Source organism: Roseicyclus salinarum (genome assembly GCF_029624655.1).
Taxonomy (GTDB): domain Bacteria; phylum Pseudomonadota; class Alphaproteobacteria; order Rhodobacterales; family Rhodobacteraceae; genus Roseibacterium; species Roseibacterium salinarum.
The window spans coordinates 134,007-152,982 of the sequence record NZ_JARRSA010000007.1; the positions used below are offsets into that span (position 1 = coordinate 134,007).

Sequence of the window (18,976 nt, forward strand, 5' to 3'; positions counted from 1 at the left end):
CACCCAAGACCCGCTTGCCTCGCAGGCGGCGATGCGGAACACTTGGCCCGATGGCCCGCGGCAACGCACCCGCCGGGCCGACGCTTCGAAGCATGGCTCGACACATGGGAGGAGACAGCCAGATGCCCGATGACATGACGCACCCGTCCGCCGATTTCGCCTCGAAGGCGCATATCGACGCGGCCCGCTACGACGAGATGTATGCCGCCTCCATCGCCGACCCCGACGCGTTCTGGGCGGAGCACGGGCGGCGGATCGACTGGATCAAACCCTACAGCCGCGTGAAGGACGTCAGCTTCGCGCCCGGCAACATCTCGATCAAGTGGTTCGACGACGGCACGCTGAACGTCTGCGCCAATTGCGTGGACCGCCACCTCGCCACCCGCGCGGACAAGACGGCGATCATCTGGGAGCCCGACGACCCGAACGACGAGGCGCGCCACATCACCTACGCCGAGCTGCACCGCGAGGTCTGCCGGATGGCCAACATCCTGGAGGACATGGGCGTCCGCAAGGGCGACCGCGTCGTGCTCTACCTGCCGATGATCCCCGAGGCGGCCTACGCGATGCTTGCCTGCGCGCGGATCGGCGCGATCCATTCCATCGTCTTCGCGGGCTTCTCGCCCGACGCGCTCGGGGCGCGGATCAACGGCTGCGACGCCAAGGTGGTGATCACCGCCGACGAGGCGCCGCGCGGCGGGCGCAAGACGGCGCTCAAGTCCAACACCGACGCCGCGCTTCTGAACGTGCTGCACGAGGTCAAGGTGCTGGTGGTCAAGCGCACCGGCGGCCAGACGACGTGGACGGAAGGCCGCGACCACGACTACAACGAACTTCGCCTCGAGGCCGACGACACCAGCCCGGTGGCGGAAATGGGCGCTGAGGATCCGCTGTTCATCCTCTATACCTCGGGCTCCACGGGCCAGCCCAAGGGCGTGGTCCACACCTCTGGCGGCTACCTCGTCTATGCCGCCATGACGCACGAATGCACCTTCGACTATCACGACGGGGACATCTTCTGGTGCACGGCGGACGTCGGCTGGGTGACGGGGCACAGCTACATCGTCTACGGCCCGCTCGCCAACGGGGCGACGACCCTGATGTTCGAAGGCGTGCCGACCTATCCCGACGCAGGCCGTTTCTGGGCGGTCTGCGAGAAGCACAAGGTCAACCAGTTCTACACCGCGCCGACCGCGATCCGCGCGCTGATGGGACAGGGCAATGAGTTCGTGGAGAAGTACGACCTGTCGTCCATCAAGCTTCTGGGCACGGTGGGCGAGCCGATCAATCCCGAGGCGTGGAACTGGTACAACGACGTCGTCGGCAAGGGCCGCGCGCCCATCGTTGACACATGGTGGCAGACCGAGACCGGCGGCCACCTGATCACCCCCCTGCCTGGCGCCATCCCGACGAAGCCGGGCAGCGCGACCAAGCCATTCTTCGGGGTGCACCCCGTGGTGCTCGATCCCCATTCGGGCGCCGAGATCCACGAGACGGCGGCCGAGGGCGTCCTGTGCATCAAGGACTCGTGGCCGGGCCAGATGCGCACCGTCTGGGGCGATCACGAGCGGTTCGAGAAGACCTATTTCTCGGACTACAAGGGCTACTACTTCTCGGGCGACGGCTGCCGCCGTGACGCCGACGGCTACTACTGGATCACCGGCCGCGTGGACGACGTCATCAACGTGTCGGGCCACCGCATGGGCACGGCGGAAGTCGAAAGCGCGCTGGTGGCCCATGCCAAGGTCGCCGAGGCCGCGGTCGTGGGCTACCCCCATCCGATCAAGGGACAGGGGATCTACGCCTACGTCACGCTGATGCGCGGGATCGACCCCTCCGACGAGCTGCGCAAGGAGCTGGAGGCATGGGTGCGCACCGAGATCGGCCCCATCGCCAAGCCCGACCTCATCCAGTGGGCGCCGGGCCTGCCCAAGACGCGCTCGGGCAAGATCATGCGCCGCATCCTGCGCAAGATCGCCGAGAACGACTATGGCGCACTCGGCGACACCTCGACGCTGGCCGAGCCGCAGGTGGTGGACGACCTGATCGAGAACCGGATGAACAAGGCCTGAGGGCCCTGCGGCCGCGGGGGCGAAGGCGCGCGGGACCGGGCGGGATCGCGCGCGCCTTCCGCCGCGCCGGCCTATTTCGTCAGCCGCCCGCCAGCAAGCGCGGCGGGGTCCGCGCAGACAACGATGTCGAAGGCCCCCGGCGCAAGGCCCATCCGCGAACACACCGCCTCGGACGGGGCGTTGCCCGCCTCGATGCCGGTCATGAAGTCGCGGATGCCGAAGCGTTCCTCCATGTCGAGCATGACATGGGCGCCGAGGATCCGCGACAGCCCCTCGCCCCTGCGCGAGGGGTCGGTTGCGAGCATCCCCCACCACGCCTGCCTGCCATAGGTGCCGTGATCCTCGTGGGCATAGCTCGACGATGCCGCGCAGGACACGACGTTCATCCCGGCGTCGAGGGCCGCGATGCAGCAGGCGCGCCGGAACCCGCCCCGCAGCACCTCGCCGATCAGGGGCATCACGCCGCAGCCAAGCGACATCGCGGCCAAAGAGGCCATGTGCTCAGCCGGCGTCGCGCCGTCGATGCGCACAAGCGTCAGGTCCTCCGGCAGCGGGCGGGTCGCGACGATCTCGCGCGCGGCGGCGAGGGCAGATGCGCCGCCGGTCCACTTGACGTAGTGCATGGGCGACAGGCCATGCGCCTTCAGCGCGGCCTTCATCCCGGCGGTGCGGTCACGGGGCACGGCGGCGCAGCTGGAATTGCCCTGCACGACCGCAAGGGTCGCGACGTCGTCCGCGTCGCCGTCATCGGTCGAGGCGATGCCCACGGTCCGCCCGTAGTAATGGTAGCGCCTGTCGCCGCAGATCAGTCCGGCCAGCGCCCGCCCGCGCCTCAGAAGCGCGCGCTGCTGGTCATTTCCGAAGAATTCCCCTTCCGCCGTCACGGCACCGTCCCCCCTCGTCCGCCGAAGCGGATCGTTGGCGAAAGCGCAGCGAAGCGCAAACGAAACCAGCAGGCCGCGTTCAGAGCGTCTTGAGATATTCCAGCAGCGCCTCGGCCGCACCCGCGTCTAGGTCCTCGCCGTATCGGTGGCCGCCGTTCCCGTAACCCGTTCGCGTGGTGTCGTAGATGCGGCGCCGAAGCTCGGGGTCGGCCTCGGCGTCCTGCCCGGCCTCGAGGGCTTCGTGCCGCCAGCCGATGGCGTCGGGATCGTAGGCGCGCGGCAGGATATGGCGCCAGTAGGCCGGGCGGCGTTCGGGGTCGATCAGGCTCGCCATGTCGGGCACCGAGCCGTTGTGCAGGTAGGGCGCGGTCGCCCACACGCCGTCGAGGGGCGGCGCGATGTAGCCTTCCGCCGGGGCCGCGCTGTCGGCGTCGCCATAGGGCGAGCGCGCGATCCACTCGTAGAAACGATCCCGCGAGCCGTCGGTCGCGGCCCGCGCATAGGCGGGGTCGGTCCCGATCTCGTCCAGCGCGTAGACGCGGTTGGGATAGCTCGCCCCCTCGCCATAGGTGCCGTGGCATTCGCTGCAGTCCCGCGCGAAGATCGCGGCCCCCTCGGCGGCGAGTTCGGCGTCGATGGCGAAGGGATAGTCCGGCGGCTCGATCGAGGCGAGATAGGCGCGGATGTCCGCGGCGTAGCGGTCGACCTGCTCGAACTCCGCCACGCTCTCGACGCAGAGCATCGAGGCGAGCAGCATGAAGGTCGCGTGATCGCCCCGCCCCACGGTCGTGTAGAACATCGCGCTCTTGTCGCGCATCCCCCACCACGGCGGAACGCTGATCGGAAGGGGCTCGGCCGGGGGTGGCTCGATCAGGGGCGTGTCGGACCATTCCAGCGTCTCGGGATCGCGATGCGCCATCAGGGCCCAGGTCAGGTTGGGGGCCGGGTTCACGCCGACGGTCGCGGTGCGGATGTAGGGCGCGATGCCCTCGATGCGGTCGGCCCAATGCTCCCACGCCTCGGTCTCGGCCGGGCCGCGCACATAGGTGCCGGCCTGCAGCGCGAGACGGCCGGGATCCTGCGTGAAATCGGCGAACTCGTTGCCGAGGCCGATCACCAGCTCGTCCCCGATCGTCGTGGCGTGACAGGTCAGGCAGTTGCTTGACACCACCGTGACGCCGTCCTCGTTCTCGTGCGCCGTGAAGGCGTAGGGCAATCCGGCGTTCAGTCCCCGGCGGCCCGCGACGCGGGTCTCGGCGTCCGTCTCGGGGACGAGCCTGCGGAAGGCGTCGTAGGGGATCCCGCACGAGACGTAGGGCGCGTTCACGAGCGCGTCGTAGCCCGCTTCGGGATCGCCCGGCCGCTGCTCGGCCACCGGGACCGGGCCGATGTCGGAACGATGCGCCGCGCCCTCCTCGTCGCGGCAGGCGCCCAGAAGCGCCAGAGCGAGGATCGCGGCGATGCGGGCAGGCATGGCAAGGGTCGGGCAAAGCGTCATCGCGCCTCGTATCCTGTCAGCAAAAGCGTTCCGGCGCCATCCACGGGCGCGCCGTCGTAGGTGCCCTCGACCCTGACGGGCCCCAGCCACACCGGCGAGAGGAAGTCGCGTCCCTGACCACCGCCCGACGCCACGGCCCGAAGGTCGAAGCCCGCCCCGGTCAGGCGCCAGCCGACAGGATAGGCCGCGCCGCCTTCGACCTCGCGGCGTTCGATGATCTCGAGCGTGGCCGCCGCGCCGTCGAAGGCCCGCGTCGCGCCCGACGCCTCGACGATGAGGCCATCGACCGTCCCTGCCCCGTCCGAGCCCACGCGCCGCGTCCTGACGGCGGAGATATCCACGCCGTCGGGCAATTGCATTACCAGGCGATCGTAGGCGATGGGGCCGCCCGGAACGGGCAGATCGCCCCAGAGCCGGTCGATCCATGCCGTGCCGGTCACCTCGGCGGCGTCGGCGCCCACGCCGATGGTCCCGCTCACGTCCATGCGCGGCATCACGAAACCGCGCGTCGGCGCCTCCTGCGCGCCCTGGGCCACGACTGCCTCCTTGGACGGCGCGAGCGACAGGCGGACCGGCACGCCCTCGACCGTCGCCGCGAGTGTCAGGCCCTGCCCCCCGGCGCCGGTGCCGTAGGCGAGGGTCCAGTCGTCGAGCCAGACCTGCCGCGAGGCGGGGTCATGCCCCGCGATCCCGTCGCCGCGGCCGAAACGCTCCTCGGAGGCGCTGGCGATGGCGCCCTCGCCCGACAGCGCGATCTGCGCGGTGTGAAGCGTGGCCAGCGTCCAGGGCGCGTCCCGCGCAGGGTCGTCCGGCCCAATCAGGCCGTAGCGCGACAGCGCGAAACTGAGGCCGACGCGCGCGCCATCGAGGCCCCGCAGATGCGCCGTGATCGTCCAGGTCTCGGCCCGCGCCGCGTCATGCGCTCCGAAGTCGGCTGGAAGGCTCAAGGTCCATGCGCCGGCGAGCGGTTCGAACCCGTCCCCGCCAGCCTCCGCGAGAAACGCCTCGAGCGCGTCGGTGCCGGTCGCGTCGCCGGTTCCGGTCGCGGCCTCCTCGGGGCGCTGCAGGAGCAGCGCGCCCGCGACGGCAATCGCGACGGCGACGCCGAGGGCGAGGGCCAGACCGCGCATGCGCCGCGCGCTCATGGCGCCACCTCGCCGCCGGCCGGGCCAAATTCCAGCTCCACCGCGCCGGGCAACGCGGGCCAGACGCCCCCGGCGACCGCGCGGCCGTCCTCGAAGGCAACGAAGCTCTGGCCGGTGTAGTAGCGCAGCGCCCCGAAATCGCGCGCGAGGTCTTCGAGCCGGTCGAAGGAGAGGAACGCCCAGAGCTTGCCCTGCCCGTCCCGCTCGAGCCAGAGCCGCGATCGGCCCTGCGCGGCCACGCCGGGCAACGGCCCGAGATGCGTGGGCCTGAGGGCCGCGACATCCTCGGGCAGGCCCGCGATCAGGACGGAGGTCCGGTCGCCCGCGTCGCCCTGCGCGGCGCCCCATGACAGGCCCGGCGCGATGCCCGCAAGCGCCGCCTCCACGCCCGCCCGCAGTCCCTCCAGCGGCGACGCGGCCACGGCCCTGACCCGCCCTGCGTCGAGCGCGCGGAGGATCGGCGCCAACTCGCCCTCGAAGGGCTGCCGCGCGAGGTCGAATTCGGGGTCGATAACGGCGGTGCGCGGGGCATCGGGAAGCGTGAAGCGCAGCGTGGAGACCTCGCCCTCGATCTGCGCCACGCGGCGCACCTCGCCCGCGCGCGTGCGGAACACCACCGGAAGCCGCAGGCGATAGGCGGGGGCCGCTTGCCGGATCGTCAGCGTCACCTCGTGCGCGCCGTCGGGGGCCTCGCGCCACCCGGCCTCGGCCACGCGCAGGCCGGGCAGGCCCGCCCGATCGATCCACTGATCGAAGAACCATCCCAGATCGCGGCCTGACGACGCCTCGAACGCGGCGCGCAGGTCGCCCCAGCCCGCGACGCGGTTGCGGTTGGCGGCATAGAAGCCGCGGATGCCCTCCGCGAAGGCCGCTGCCCCGATCTCGTCCCGCAGCATGTGGAACACCAGCGCGGCCTTGCCGTAGCCCTCGCTCTGGCCGCCGGCATGGGAGGCCGAACGGAACGCGGCGAGCGGCGTCATCCGGCCCGCGTCCAGCCGCGCAAGTTCGCGCACCCAGCCGATTCGCATCTCGCGCGCGGCCCCGTTGCCCGCCTCCTCGGCCAGCGCGTAATCGGCCTGGAAGGTCGTCAGCCCCTCGGCCCAGTTGCCCGTGGCGTAGTCCACGCCAACCGCGTTGCCCCACCAGCTGTGCAGGACCTCGTGGGCGAGCGAGCGGCCCGTCATGTAGGGATGGGACAGGATGTCCCGGCTGACATAGGTGAGCCCCGCGAAGCCCAAGCCCACCGGGATCGGCGCGGACACCACCGAGAAACCGTGGTGGGGGTAGTCGCCGATGGCCTCCTCGTAGCGGTCGAGCCACGTCGCCACCGCCGCGAGGTAACGCTCCGAAAGCGCGGCGTCGGCGTCCTCGAAATAGGTGCGGAGCCTGAGATCGCGGTGGCGCGTTTCGCCGATTGCGTAGGGCCCGACGAACAGGGCCACGTCCACGCTGGGCCCGGTGAAGGCGAAGCGCGCCTCGCGCATCGCGCCGTCCACGGCCTCGGACACGACGCCGCCGGTGGCCGCGACCTCCTGCGGGCGCGCGACCGAGACGCGGATGTCATGGTCGCGGATGGCCGTGCCGTCTCGCGGAAACCAGTCCGCGCCGACGGCATAGGTGGCCGAGGGGCTCCAGGCGACGGCGCCGATCGGGGCGCGCGGCGCGGGGAACCGGCCCGAGACGGTGACGCGCAGATCGCGGGACCGGTGCAGGCCGGGGCCGATCACGCCGCCGCCTTCCCGTGCCGCGCGGGTGGCGTCCCGCCCCGCGAGGGTCACGCCCTCGACGCGCAGCCAGTCGGCGCGCGGAAGGACGACGTCACCCCGTGGCGCCTGCAACAGCGCCTCGGCAGAAAAGGCCCCGGTCGCGGTATCGATCTCGATGCTCAGAACGATGTCCGGCGGGTCGGCGCGCGCGGCGGTCTGCGCAGCCGCCGCCACGGGCGCGAGCGCCGCCCCGATGGCGAGGGCGCAGGCGAGCGTCAGCAGCCATGCGCGGGCGGTATGTCGAACTGGGGTCATGCCGATGCGCCGTGGTTTCGCGGGATCTCGAGGCATCCCGCCGCCTTCGGGATCATAGCCCGCCCGCGCGCATGGGAAAGCGCCGCCCGCATCGCACGGCGGGGGCCGCGTCGGAGGCGACGTCAGGGAACCCGCCGCCGCGCCAGCACGATCGGCATCAGGACGCTGAGCACCACAAGGCGGAAGACGTGGTGCGCCGCCACGAAGGCGGGCTCGAGGCCCGTTTCGACGGCGAGCGCGGCCATCACCTCGACCCCGCCGGGCGCGAAGGCCAGAAGAAGCGCGGCCGGCGGCAGGTCCACGATCCTGGCGGCGAGGACGGCCCCCGCGGCGGCGACGGCGCAGGCCACGAAGGTCGCAGCCGCCCCTGCCGCGAAGGCGCCCAGAAGCCCGCGCCGGTCGAGGCCGCGAAACCGCGTGCCGATCAGGCTTCCCATCACGACGAAGGCCACGGTCGTCGCCCATGGCGGAAGCGCGCCGGGCGTCAGGTTGGATCCGTGCCCCGCCGCGGAGGCCGCCATCGCGCCCAGAAGCAGCGGCGCAGGCACCCCGAAGCGCCGGAAGACCAGCCCCAGCGCCACGGCGAGGCCGAAGACCGCCAGCGCCGAGACGGGCGACATCGTCCCGCGATCCGGCAGGTAGGCCGTGCCCTCCGCCCCCCAGAGCGAGATCAGGACCGGCACGAGAAGCGTCAGGAGCAGGACCCGCACCGATTGCACCAGCGCCACGCGCGGCACGTCGGCCTTGAGATCCGTGGACAGCCCCAGGACGTAGCTGAGGTGGCCCGGCGTCGCCGCGAGCAGGGCCGTCAGCGGGTCGTATCCGAAGCCGTGCGCGAGGATGGCCCGCACGAGGACCAGCACCAGGACCAGCGTTCCCGTCAGGATCGCGAGCGACACCGGCCAGGCCAGCGCCGTTGCCACGACCTCGGGCGTCACCGTGCTGCCGATGGAGATGCCGATCACGAGGAAGACGGCGTCGCGCAAGCCCAGCGGCACCCGGCTGCGCAGGCCCAGAAGCGTGGCCAGCGACACCGCCGCCGCGGGCCCCGTCAGGACGGCCGCGGGAAACCCGATCGCCCAGAACAGGGCAGCCCCGGCGGCGCCGATCAGAAGCGTTGGCAGGACCTCGGTCAGGATCCCTTCAGTCTCCGTCATAGGTCCACCGATAGGCGGGCGGCGTCGGTCCCTTGTTGCGCCCCCCCTGCTCGGTCTGTTCCCAGGCGTGGGCGAGGATGCCGACCGTCCGCGACAGGCCGAAGAAGCCGCGTGCGAGCGGCGGGGGACAGCCGAGTTCGGCGTAGATCACCGCCGTCGCGCCGTCGATGTTCATGGGCACGGGCTTGCCGCGCTCGGTGGCGAGATGCGCCTCGATGGCGCGCGCGATCTGGGCGTAGGCGCCGCTCACCGCGCCCGCCTCGGCCGCCTCGTCGACCAGCGATAGAAGCCGCGGGGCGCGCGGATCGACCGGCTTGTGGAAGCGGTGGCCGAAGCCCGGAAGGTAGCGGCCGCGTTCCGCCCGCCATGCGTCCAGCGCCGTGGCCAGCCCCTCGGGGCCGCCGCGTTCCACGAAGCGATACATCTCCACCGCCTGCTCGCCCGCCCCGCCATGCACGTCTCCCAGCATGTTGAGGCCGGTCGCCATCGCGGATTGAAGGCCGACACCGCAGGTGGCCGCCATGCGCGCGGCGGCGATGGAGGGCGCCTGCGGCCCGTGATCGACCGCGGCCACGAGGGCGGCCTCGAACAGCTTCGCGCGATGGCCCGCGATCGGCGCGCCCATGACCATAAGCCAGATCATCTCGGCGAAGCCCGTGGTGCCGATCAGCTCCTGCACAGGCCGGCCGCGCAGATGGATGCGCCCCGGCTCCATGTCGATGATCCCGGTGCGCCACCAGTCCGCGACGTCGTCGCCTCCGCTCATGTCACGCCCTCCGCCTGCATCTCCCCGATCTCCTCAGGGCTGTATCCCAGTCCCGAAAGGATGTCCCGCGTATCCGCACCCAGCGCCGGCGGCGGGGTGCCGACGGAGGGCCGCACGCCGTCGAACATCGCGCCGACGCGCACGAGGTCGATCGGCCGCCCGACGCCCGGCGTGTCGTCGAACCGGGCGAGAAAGTCGCGCCCGGCGACCTGGGGATGGGCGAGGATCTCGGGCACGCTCATCACCGCGCCCGCGGGCACGCCAAGCGCGTTCAGCTCGCGCGCCCAGTCGCGCGCAGCCCGCGTCGTCAGCACCGTCTCCAGCTCCGCCTTGAGCCGCAGGCGGTTGCGCTTGCGGTCCTCGCGCGTGGCGAAGTCCGGCGCGGCCAGCAGGTCCTCGCGGCCGAGGTGTCGGGCCAGCGCCTCCCATTGCTCGTCCTTGTTGGCGGCGATGTTGATCGGCGCGTCGGCGCACTGGAACGTGCCCGAGGGGGCGGACGTCGGGTTCTCGTTGCCCTGCGGCAGCGGCTCGACCCCGCCGATCAGGTGGTTCGAGACGACCCAGCCCATCGTGGCCAGCACGGCCTCCAGCATCGAGACGTCGATGAAGGCGCCGCGCGGCGTGGCGTTCAGCGCCGCCGAGATCGCCATGGCCGCCGTCAGCCCGCCAACCGTGTCGGCAAGGGGATAGCCGACCCGCAACGGCGCGCTGTCCGCGTCGCCGGTGATCGACATGACGCCCGAGGCGCCCTGCACGATCTGGTCGTAGGCGGGGCGGCCCGCCCACGGCCCGTCCTGCCCGAAGCCCGAGATCGCGCAGTAGACGAGGCGCGGGTTCACCGCCCGCAGGGCCTCGTAGCCCAGCCCGAGGCGGTCCATGACGCCGGGGCGGAAGTTCTCGACCAGAACGTCCGCCGTCGCCACGAGCCGCCTCAGCGCCTCGGTGCCGCGCGGGTCCTTGAGGTTCAGCGTCAGGGACTTCTTGCCCGCGTTCTGCGCGAGAAAGCTGATGCCCATGCCCCTGGCCGACAGCGCGGGATCCGCCCCGAGGTTGCGGGCGAGATCGCCGCGCCCCACGGCCTCGACCTTGATGACCTCGGCGCCCAGATGCGCAAGCTGGTGGCAGGCGAAGGGCCCGGCCAGCACGTTGGTCAGGTCGAGCACCCGCACCCCCGCAAGGGGCGCGGACGCGGCCCGGTCAGTCGCCATCGGCGACCCCTTCGGCGCGCCTGCGGGCGCGGCGGGCGCGGAAGCTCGGCAGAAGCACCAGAAGCAGCGCCAGCACCAGAAGCGCCAGCGTCATCGGACGCTCGAACACGAAGTCCACCCCGCGATAGAGCTGCATGGAGCGCGCGAAGTTGTTCTCCAGCATGGTGCCGAGGATGAACCCGATCAGAAGCGGCGCGAGCGGGTAGTCGGCGAAGCGGAACACCGTCGCCAGCACGCCCAGGCCCACCAGCATCAGAAGCTCGGTCGAGTTGTTCTGCCCGATGTAGGCCCCCATCAGCGTGAAGAAGAGGATGAAGGGGATCAGGTAGTTTCGCGGGATCGAGAGGATCTTGGCGATGTAGGGGATAAGCGGCAGGTTCAGGATCAGAAGGACGACGTTGCCGATGAACATCGAGGTGATGACCGCCCAGAAGATCTGCGGCTCGTCCACCATCAGCCTCGGGCCCGGCGTGACGTTCAGTGCGATGAGCGCGCCCAGAAGGATCGCCGTGGTGCCCGAGCCCGGGATGCCCAGCGTCAGGAGCGGCACGAAGGAGCCGGTGCAGGCGGCGTTGTTCGCCGTCTCGGGCGCGGCGAGCCCCTTGACCGAGCCCTTGCCGAACTGCGCCTGCTCCTCGCTGGTGGCGATGTTGCGCTCGACCGCGTAGCCGAGGAACGACGCGATGGTCGCGCCCGCGCCCGGCAGCACGCCGATGAAGAAGCCCTGCACCGACTGGCGGCCGATGACGGGCAAGATCGCGCGCCCCTCCTCGCGAGAGAAGCGCAGGCCGGTGATCTTGCCCGACCCCGCCGTCTCGCTGCCCCGGCTGGAGCGCGCGGGGTTGAGGACGAGGAAGATCGCCTCGGGCAGCGCGAACATCGCCATGGCGAGCGTGATGAAGTTGATGCCCGACTGAAGGTCCATCATCCCCATCGTGAAGCGCGGCATGTTGAACAGCGCGCCTTCGCCGACCGTGGCGAGGATCAGGCCGAGCACCGTCATCATCAGCGCCTTGGCGACCTGCCCCGTGCCCGCGAAGGCCGCGATGGCCGACAGGCCCACGACCATGAGCGCGAAGTATTCCGCCGAGTGGAACAGAAGCGCGACCGAGGACAGCGCGGGCGCGAAGACCGCCAGCAGGATCGCCCCGATCGTGCCGCCCGCGAAGCTGGAGACGGCGGCGATGGTCAGGGCCTTGCCCGCCATCCCCGCGCGCGCCATCGGGTAGCCGTCGAAGCTGGTCGCCACGGTGCCCGCGACCCCCGGCGCGTTCAGCAGGATCGACGAGGTCGAGCCGCCGAAGATCGCGCCGTAGTAGACGCCCGCAAGCAGGATCAGCGCGGCTGTGGGATCGCCGAGCGTGATCGCGACGGGGATCATGATCGCGATGATCGACATCGGCCCCAGCCCCGGCAACATGCCGATGAAGGTGCCGATCAGGCAGCCCGCGACCACCATCAGGAGGTTCTGGACCGAGAACGCGGCCGTGAGGCCGATCAGGATGCCTTCGATCATGTGCTTACCTCAGGAAAAAGGGCAGTGGCCGCAGGAAGATGCCCAGCACCTCCTGCACGAGGTACCAGACCGATCCAGCCGCGATGACCGCGACGAGGATCATGGTGATCCACCGCCGCTCGCCCAGGATCGCGGCGCCGCCCGCCAGGAATACGGTCGTCGACAGCAGGAAGCCCGCCGAGCGCAGCGTCAGCGCGTAGACGACCATCAGGCCCAGAAGCATCAGCGCCTGGCCGATATTGTAGTCTTGCAGCCTGCGGTAGTTGATGTCGACCGCCGAGGGCTCGTCCTCGCCGCTCGGCTTCTCAAGTCCGAAGACGACGATGAGGCCGATGACGATCCCGAGCACGGACAGGATCTTGGGAAAGGTCGAGGGCCAGACGGGGTTGCGCTGCATGAACGGCGGCAGAAGCTGGTCCATCGTGAAGAAGGCCGCGTAGCCGTAGACGCAGCAGAACATGATGAAGATCAGCGCGATCCAGCGATCGAGCGCCATGGCGTCCCCTCCCCTTCGGATGCCGGATGATGGGGCACCGCCCGCGCCGGGGCGGGCGATGCCGTTGGCAGAAGGCGTGCGCCGCGCGCAGCCTTCGTGCGTGTCAGAGGAACCCGAGCGTGCGCATCAGGTCGCCGATCTCCTGCTCCTGCGCCTCGAGGAAGGTGCGGAAGTCGTCGCCGGGGTTCCAGATGTTCACCCAGCCATTGCGCGAGCGGACATCTTCCCAGGCCTCGGTGTCGTAGAGCGCCTCGAACGCGGCGATGTATTGCTGGCGCTGCGCCTCGTCCATGCCGGGCGGGCCGAAGAAGCCGCGCCAGTTCACGAACTCGGTGTCGATGCCCTGCTCCATGAAGGTCGGCGCCTCGCTGTAGGCCGGCACGCGCTCGGAGGCGGTGACGCCGAGGATGCGGACCTCGTCCTGCTCGGCCAGCGCGATGGCCTCGGAGAAGCCGGTCGACAGCGCGTCGATCTCGCCCGACAGAAGGCCCGCCATCGCCTCGCCGCCCGCGTCGTAGGGGATGTAGTTGACCGCCGCCGGGTCCTCGCCCGCCGCCTGCATGACCATCGCGGCCACGAGGTGGTCCATGCCGCCCGGAACCGAGCCGCCGCCGACGGCGAAGTCGGTGCCCTGCTCGGCGTAGGCCTCCAGAAGTCCCGCCATGTCCTGGATCGGGCTGTCCACGGGCACCACGAGCGCCGCGTAGTCGCCGATCGTGCCGGCCACCAGCGTCAGGTCCCGGAAGCTCTGCGGGAACACGCCGGTCAGCGAACGGATCACGATGGGCGTGGAGTTCACCATCAACGTGTTGTCGAGGCTGTCGGCGTTCTCGATCATGTAGCCGATGGCGACACCGCCGCCGCCGCCCGACATGTTCTCGTAGGTCGCCGTGCCCACGAGGCCGCTTTCGGTCAGCGCCTCGCCGGTGCCGCGCGCGGTGCCGTCCCATCCGCCGCCGGCGCCGCCGGGGACGATGAAGTGCAGCTGGTCGATCATCTGCTCGGACTGCGCGTGCGCCGCGCCGCCGACGGCAAGGGTCGCGGTCGCCGCGGCGACCAAAGCGCGGCGGGTCCACCCAAGGGTGTTCATGAAGTATCCTCCCATTTGACAGGCGGTCCTCCGCCGCCCATGCTCCATCCTCACCACACGAAACTGACAGAAGCCTGACACGGGGGGAGAACGTCGGCGGGAACCGGCGTCGAGGGGGAGGATCGGGTGCGCTATCTTCTGGTCGAGGACAATCTCGAACTGGCCGAGGCCGTCGTGAGCAGGCTCGCGCTCGACGGGCACGCCGTGGATCACGCGCCAAGCCTCGCGGCCGCCGAGGATTGCCTCGCCGCGGCCGAATACGACCTGATCCTGCTCGACGTGATGCTGCCCGACGGCGACGGACGCGACTTCCTGATCCGCAGCCGGGCGCATCTGGAGGTGCCGGTGATCGTCCTGACCGCGCGCAGCCAGGTGTCGGACCGGGTCGTGGCGCTCGATCACGGGGCGGACGACTACATCACCAAGCCCTTCGACTTCTCCGAACTCGAGGCGCGCTGCCGCGCCGTCCTGCGCCGCCGCGGCGGCTCGGCGCGCAACGAGATCGCATTGGGCGACGCGATCTTCGATCCGATGGGCGGAACGCTGCGCTTCGGGACCGAGGCGGTCGAGCTCAGGAGCCGCGAGATCCGGCTTCTGGAGGTCTTCGCGCGCCACCCGGGGCAGATCCTCTCGAAGGGGCAGCTGATGGACCGCCTGTTCTCGCACGACACATACGTCACCGAGAACGCGATCGAGGTCTATGTCGGCCGGCTCAGGCGCCGCATCGAGGGGATGGGCCTCAGGATCGAGACGGTGCGCGGGCTGGGCTACCGGATGGAGACCGGCGGCCCATGACGGCCACCGGGTCGATCGGACGCCGGCTGACGCTGCTGCTTGCCGGGATCGCGGCGCTGCTGTCGCTGATGTCGTGGGGCATGGTCACGGGGCTTGCGCGGCAGGCGGCAGAGCGGACGCAGGACAACGTCCTCGCCGCTTCGGCCACCGCCATCGCCGAGACGCTGCGCACCGAGCAGGGCGAGCTCAGGCTGGAACTGCCCTACTCGGCCTTCTCGATGCTTGGCGCCATAAGCGAGGACCGCGTGTTCTACCTCGTCACCGCGCGCGACGAGATGCTGACGGGCTATCGCGACCTGCCGGTGCCCGCCCTCGAAGCCTCCACGCCGGGTCGCGTCGCCTTCGACACCGGCGCCTATCGCGGCGAGGAGGTGCGCATGGCGACCCTCACCCGCGTCGTGCTGGCCGGCGCCGGGCCGGTGCCCGTGACCGTCACCGTCGCGCAGACGCGGAACGGTGTCGGCGTCATCGTAGGCGAGCTCTCGCAGCTTGCCGCGATGCTCTCTATCGCGTTCTTCGTGGTCGCCGTCGGCCTTTCGTTCTTCGCGGCGCGCACCTCGCTGCGGCCGCTCAACGAGATCGCGCAGGCGGTCTCGAGGCGCGGCCCCTCGGACCTGCGTCCGCTGCGCCGGGCCGCGCCGACCGAGCTTGCGCCGCTGATGAGCGCCCTCGACCGGCTGATGGAGCGCCTCGGCCAGTCGATCCGGCGCTCGGAGGATTTCATCGCCGAGGCCGCCCACCGCGTGCGCACGCCGCTCGCCACGGTGCGCACGCAGGCCGAGATCGCCCTGCGCTCGATCGAGGACGAGACCGAGCGGCAGCGCCTGCGCCGGATGATCCGCGCCGTGGACGAAAGCTCCCGCTCGGCCGGCCAGCTTCTGGACCACGCCACGGTCGCCTTCCGCGCCGAGGATCTCGCGCGGGACCGCGTCAACCTCGCCGATCTCGCGCGGCAGACCGCCGAGGCGCTGGAACCGACGGCGGCGATGAAGGACATCGACATCAGGCTTCGGGCCGAGCCGGCCGAGGTCGACGGGGACGCCGTGCTTCTGGACAACGCGCTGCGCAACGTGCTCGACAACGCGATCAAGTACTCGGCGGAGGATACCGTGGTGACGCTCGAGGTGACCAAGGGCGCGGGCGGGGCGCGCATCACCGTGACCGACGAGGGCCCGGGCCTCGGGGACGGGCCGGCCGAGCGCCTGACCGAACGCTTCCAGCGCGGCGGCAACGTTCAGGACATCGTGGGCTCGGGCCTTGGGCTGACCATCGCGGACGACGTGCTGCGCGCACATGGCGGGACGCTGGAGCTGGGCGAAGGACCCGGAGGGAGGGGTGCATGCGTTTCGCTTGTCTTGCCGTCGTCCTGAGCCTCTGGGCGACGCTGGCCGCCGCGCTCGACGTCGAGGACCACCGCCGCTACGAGGGCAGCGGCCCGCGCGAGCTGCGCATCCTGTCCACCGCCGACCTCGAGGTCTTCGCCCCGTTCCTCGAAGCCTTCCACGCGGCCAACCCGCAGATCACGCTGGATTACACCGTCGCCTCCTCTGCCGAGTTGCACCGCGCGATCCGCGATGGCGCCGCCTTCGACCTCGCGATCTCGTCGGCGATGGACCTCCAGTTCCAGCTGGTGAACGACGGCTTCGCCCGGAGCCACCGGTCGGCCGTCACCGACGCCCTGCCCGACTGGGCGCGCTGGCGCGACCTCATATTCGCCTTCACGACGGAGCCTGCCGTCGTCGTGATCTCGACCGAGCGTTTCGCCGGCCTGCCCGTCCCCGCCACCCGGCAGGAGCTGATCGCGGTCCTGCGCGACCATCCCGACCGGTTCCGGGGCGCCGTGGGCACCTACGACGTGCGCGAAAGCGGCCTCGGCTACCTCTTCGCCACGCAGGAGGCCCGCGCGACGGATGCCTACTGGCGGCTTTCGGAGGTCATGGGACGGCTCGATCCCCGGCTCTACTGCTGTTCGGGGCAGATGATCGACGACGTCGCGAACGGGCGGCTCGCGCTGGCCTACAATGTCCTCGGCAGCTACGCCGCCGAACGGCTGGCACGCGATTCCGAGGGCCGCGTGCGCATCCTGCGGATGACCGATTTCTCGAACGTGATCCTCAGGACGGCCATCGTGCCCGCCGTCGCGGCCGAGGCCCAGGAGGCCGGGCGCTTCATCGACGCGCTTCTGGCGACAGGCATGCGCGACGCGGCCGGGGACTGGCCGCTGCCGCCGCTGGGCGAGACGCCGGATATCGCGGGCGCGGGCTTCGGGCCGATCCGCCTCGGGCCCGCCCTGATGGTCTATCTCGATCCGCTGAACCGGCGCGCCTTCCTCGACGAATGGGCCAACGCGATCGAGCAGCAGTGAGGCCCCGGCCGCGTGCCGCACGGGAAAATGCGTGGCATTTTACCCAACCCATTGGGCAGGCGGGCGAACCGTGGCATGTTCTCTGCGCGGTGGGGGCTTCTTGAGATGGAGCGCTGGTGATGACACCGACCGCACCCTCCAGCAGCGTCGCAGCCTTAGGCCCCGCGCCTCAGGCCGGCGCCCAAAGGATGAGCCCCACGGGGGCAGAGGCGCCCGCGGCGCCCAAACCGGATATCGGCCGTGCGGCCGTGACGCAGGCGCAGGCCACCGCGAAGGCCGCCCTCGGCGCTCCGGGCCATGCGAAACGGCCCGTGCCACAGATCCCGCCCAACCCGCCGCCGGTGAAGGGGTTGGGCGTGCCACCCCTCGACATGCGCGCGGTCGGGGACGCCGACGAAGCACGCAACGCGCCACCGCAGAAGATGAGCGACCTTCTGGGCGCACTGCGGCCGCCGGGAGCGAAAGGTCTCGACCTGCGCGTCTGACACCCGGCGGGCGCGGCGCGGGACAGGCGGGTGACGGACGCCTGGCGTCCGGCGCCGGGCGGGCGCGGCTCCGGCGCGGGACACTGCGCGCACCGTGGGACGAGCCGGCCCCCGTGCTGGATACCATGCCTTCGGTGCTGGGCAGGTGCGCGGGGGAACGGAGCCTTTGCGTCCGCCCTTTGCGCACAGCGCCGGACGGGCGCGGCGAGAACCGGACGGACACGGATGATCCCTTCGCACGCGAGCACCTTCCCACCTGCCTCCCGACACAGCGCCGCGAGCGACTGGAACGCGCCTGCAATGAAACGGGGGGATCGAGCCTCGGCGCTATGGACGGAACGATCACCGCGCCCGCAATACATCGACCCCCCGGACCCATGCGCCCTCGACCACGCCGTCAAGAAAACGGCCCCGGCGCGGGACGCCGGGGCCGTGTCGTGTCGTATCTGCGTCGGACTTACTGGGCGAGGGCCGCGTCCGTGATCTCGTGCGTGAAGGCACCTTCGGGCACTTCCGAAATCACCGGGTCCGAGCCGCCGGCAAGCAGCGTATCAACCGTGCGCTGGTAGGCGGCCTCGTCGAGAGCGCCGTCACCGCCTTCCACCAGAAGCGCGATCTCGCCCATCATGCGAAGCTGGTGCTCCTCGGTCTGGGCGCCGGTCTCGTCGTAGTCGAGCACGATCATCGCCGCCTCGTCCGGGTTCTCGGCCGCCCACTGCCAGCCACGCATCGAGGCGCGCACGAAGCGGACCATCTTGTCCACGAAGGCCGGATCCTCGAGGTTCTCCTCGAGCGTCCAGATGCCGTCCTCGAGGGTGGCGACGCCGTAATCCTCGTATTTGAACGTCACCAGCTCGTCGGGCGACACGCCCGCGTCGATGATCTGCCAGTACTCGTTGTAGGTCATGGTCGAGATGCAGTCGGCCTGACGCTGCAGAAGCGGATCGACGTTGAACCCGGCCTGCAGCAGTTCCACGCCCTCTTCCGATCCGTCCACGGGGATGCCGAGCTGCGCCATCCACGACAGGAACGGATATTCGTTGCCGAAGAACCAGTGCGCGACGGTGTGGCCGGCGAGGTCGGCCGGCTCCTCGATGCCGCTGTCCGCCCAGCACGACAGCATCAGGCCCGAACGCACGAAGGGCTGGGCGATGTTCACGACCGGCAGACCCCGCTCGCGCGCGGCGAGCGCGGAGGGCATCCAGTTCAGCATGACATCGGCCGCGCCGCCCGCGAGCACCTGCGGCGGCGCGATGTCCGGACCGCCGGGCATGATGTTCACCTCGAGGCCTTCCTCGTCGTAATATCCGTTCTCGAGCGCGACGTAGTAGCCCGCGAACTGGGCCTGCGTCACCCACTGCAGCTGCAGGTTGACCGTGTTGTCCTGCGCCTGCGCCGCGCCCGCGAGGCCGAGACCGGCCGCCAGCGTGGTCATCATGATCGTCTTCATCGTCTTCCTCCTTGTTGGACTTGCCGTC

At 70.8% G+C, this 18,976-nt stretch carries 16 protein-coding genes; 5 read left to right on the plus strand and 11 right to left on the minus strand.

The window, feature by feature from the left end; all coding sequences use genetic code 11:
• Positions 1 to 122 precede the first annotated feature (122 nt).
• Complete coding sequence (gene acs, locus P6F26_RS06730; protein ID WP_278027889.1) at positions 123 to 2,072, plus strand: acetate--CoA ligase; 1,950 nt, start codon at positions 123 to 125, stop codon at positions 2,070 to 2,072.
• Positions 2,073 to 2,143: 71 nt separating this feature from the next.
• On the opposite strand, the gene P6F26_RS06735 is transcribed toward acs, so the two are convergent.
• The 10 genes from P6F26_RS06735 to P6F26_RS06780 all read right to left on the minus strand — a co-directional run bounded on the left by P6F26_RS06735 (position 2,144) and on the right by P6F26_RS06780 (position 13,853).
• Positions 2,144 to 2,956: an N-acetyltransferase gene (locus P6F26_RS06735; RefSeq protein ID WP_278027891.1), complete on the minus strand. Its 813-nt coding sequence runs from the start codon at positions 2,954 to 2,956 to the stop codon at positions 2,144 to 2,146.
• A 79-nt stretch (positions 2,957 to 3,035) separates the two neighbouring features.
• Positions 3,036 to 4,454 (minus strand): c-type cytochrome, encoded by a 1,419-nt coding sequence (locus P6F26_RS06740; RefSeq protein ID WP_278027892.1) that lies wholly within the window; start codon positions 4,452 to 4,454, stop codon positions 3,036 to 3,038.
• Positions 4,451 to 5,599 (minus strand): lipocalin-like domain-containing protein, encoded by a 1,149-nt coding sequence (locus P6F26_RS06745; RefSeq protein WP_278027894.1) that lies wholly within the window; start codon positions 5,597 to 5,599, stop codon positions 4,451 to 4,453. The genes P6F26_RS06740 and P6F26_RS06745 overlap by 4 nt, the downstream gene beginning before the upstream one ends.
• Positions 5,596 to 7,620 (minus strand): M1 family metallopeptidase, encoded by a 2,025-nt coding sequence (locus P6F26_RS06750; protein WP_278027895.1) that lies wholly within the window; start codon positions 7,618 to 7,620, stop codon positions 5,596 to 5,598. The genes P6F26_RS06745 and P6F26_RS06750 overlap by 4 nt, the downstream gene beginning before the upstream one ends.
• A 122-nt stretch (positions 7,621 to 7,742) precedes the next feature.
• Positions 7,743 to 8,777 carry an AbrB family transcriptional regulator gene (locus tag P6F26_RS06755; protein ID WP_278027896.1) on the minus strand — a complete coding sequence of 345 codons (1,035 nt, stop codon included), beginning with the start codon at positions 8,775 to 8,777 and terminating at the stop codon, positions 7,743 to 7,745.
• Complete coding sequence (locus P6F26_RS06760; RefSeq protein ID WP_278027897.1) at positions 8,764 to 9,543, minus strand: citryl-CoA lyase; 780 nt, start codon at positions 9,541 to 9,543, stop codon at positions 8,764 to 8,766. Before P6F26_RS06760 ends, P6F26_RS06755 begins: the two co-directional genes overlap by 14 nt.
• Positions 9,540 to 10,751, minus strand: a complete 1,212-nt coding sequence (locus tag P6F26_RS06765) for a CaiB/BaiF CoA transferase family protein (protein WP_278027898.1) — start codon at positions 10,749 to 10,751, stop codon at positions 9,540 to 9,542. The genes P6F26_RS06760 and P6F26_RS06765 overlap by 4 nt, the downstream gene beginning before the upstream one ends.
• Positions 10,741 to 12,267 (minus strand): tripartite tricarboxylate transporter permease, encoded by a 1,527-nt coding sequence (locus tag P6F26_RS06770; protein WP_278027899.1) that lies wholly within the window; start codon positions 12,265 to 12,267, stop codon positions 10,741 to 10,743. The genes P6F26_RS06765 and P6F26_RS06770 overlap by 11 nt, the downstream gene beginning before the upstream one ends.
• Before the next feature lie 4 nt (positions 12,268 to 12,271).
• Positions 12,272 to 12,763: a tripartite tricarboxylate transporter TctB family protein gene (locus tag P6F26_RS06775; protein ID WP_278027900.1), complete on the minus strand. Its 492-nt coding sequence runs from the start codon at positions 12,761 to 12,763 to the stop codon at positions 12,272 to 12,274.
• A 103-nt stretch (positions 12,764 to 12,866) separates the two neighbouring features.
• Positions 12,867 to 13,853: a tripartite tricarboxylate transporter substrate binding protein gene (locus P6F26_RS06780; protein WP_278027901.1), complete on the minus strand. Its 987-nt coding sequence runs from the start codon at positions 13,851 to 13,853 to the stop codon at positions 12,867 to 12,869.
• A 126-nt stretch (positions 13,854 to 13,979) separates the two neighbouring features.
• Between P6F26_RS06780 and P6F26_RS06785 the strand changes: the two genes are divergently transcribed.
• From P6F26_RS06785 to P6F26_RS06800, 4 genes are all read left to right on the plus strand, one after another.
• Complete coding sequence (locus P6F26_RS06785; RefSeq protein WP_278027902.1) at positions 13,980 to 14,648, plus strand: response regulator transcription factor; 669 nt, start codon at positions 13,980 to 13,982, stop codon at positions 14,646 to 14,648.
• Positions 14,645 to 16,018 (plus strand): sensor histidine kinase, encoded by a 1,374-nt coding sequence (locus P6F26_RS06790; protein WP_278027903.1) that lies wholly within the window; start codon positions 14,645 to 14,647, stop codon positions 16,016 to 16,018. Before P6F26_RS06785 ends, P6F26_RS06790 begins: the two co-directional genes overlap by 4 nt.
• Complete coding sequence (locus tag P6F26_RS06795) at positions 15,988 to 17,013, plus strand: substrate-binding domain-containing protein (RefSeq protein WP_278027904.1); 1,026 nt, start codon at positions 15,988 to 15,990, stop codon at positions 17,011 to 17,013. The genes P6F26_RS06790 and P6F26_RS06795 overlap by 31 nt, the downstream gene beginning before the upstream one ends.
• Positions 17,014 to 17,201: 188 nt before the next feature.
• Positions 17,202 to 17,498, plus strand: coding sequence for a hypothetical protein (locus P6F26_RS06800; RefSeq protein ID WP_278027905.1), 297 nt, complete (start codon positions 17,202 to 17,204; stop codon positions 17,496 to 17,498).
• 457 nt (positions 17,499 to 17,955) lie between these two features.
• Here the strand turns inward: P6F26_RS06800 and P6F26_RS06805 are convergent, their stop codons facing one another.
• Positions 17,956 to 18,948 (minus strand): ABC transporter substrate-binding protein, encoded by a 993-nt coding sequence (locus P6F26_RS06805; RefSeq protein ID WP_278027906.1) that lies wholly within the window; start codon positions 18,946 to 18,948, stop codon positions 17,956 to 17,958.
• Between the last annotated feature and the right edge of the window lie 28 nt (positions 18,949 to 18,976).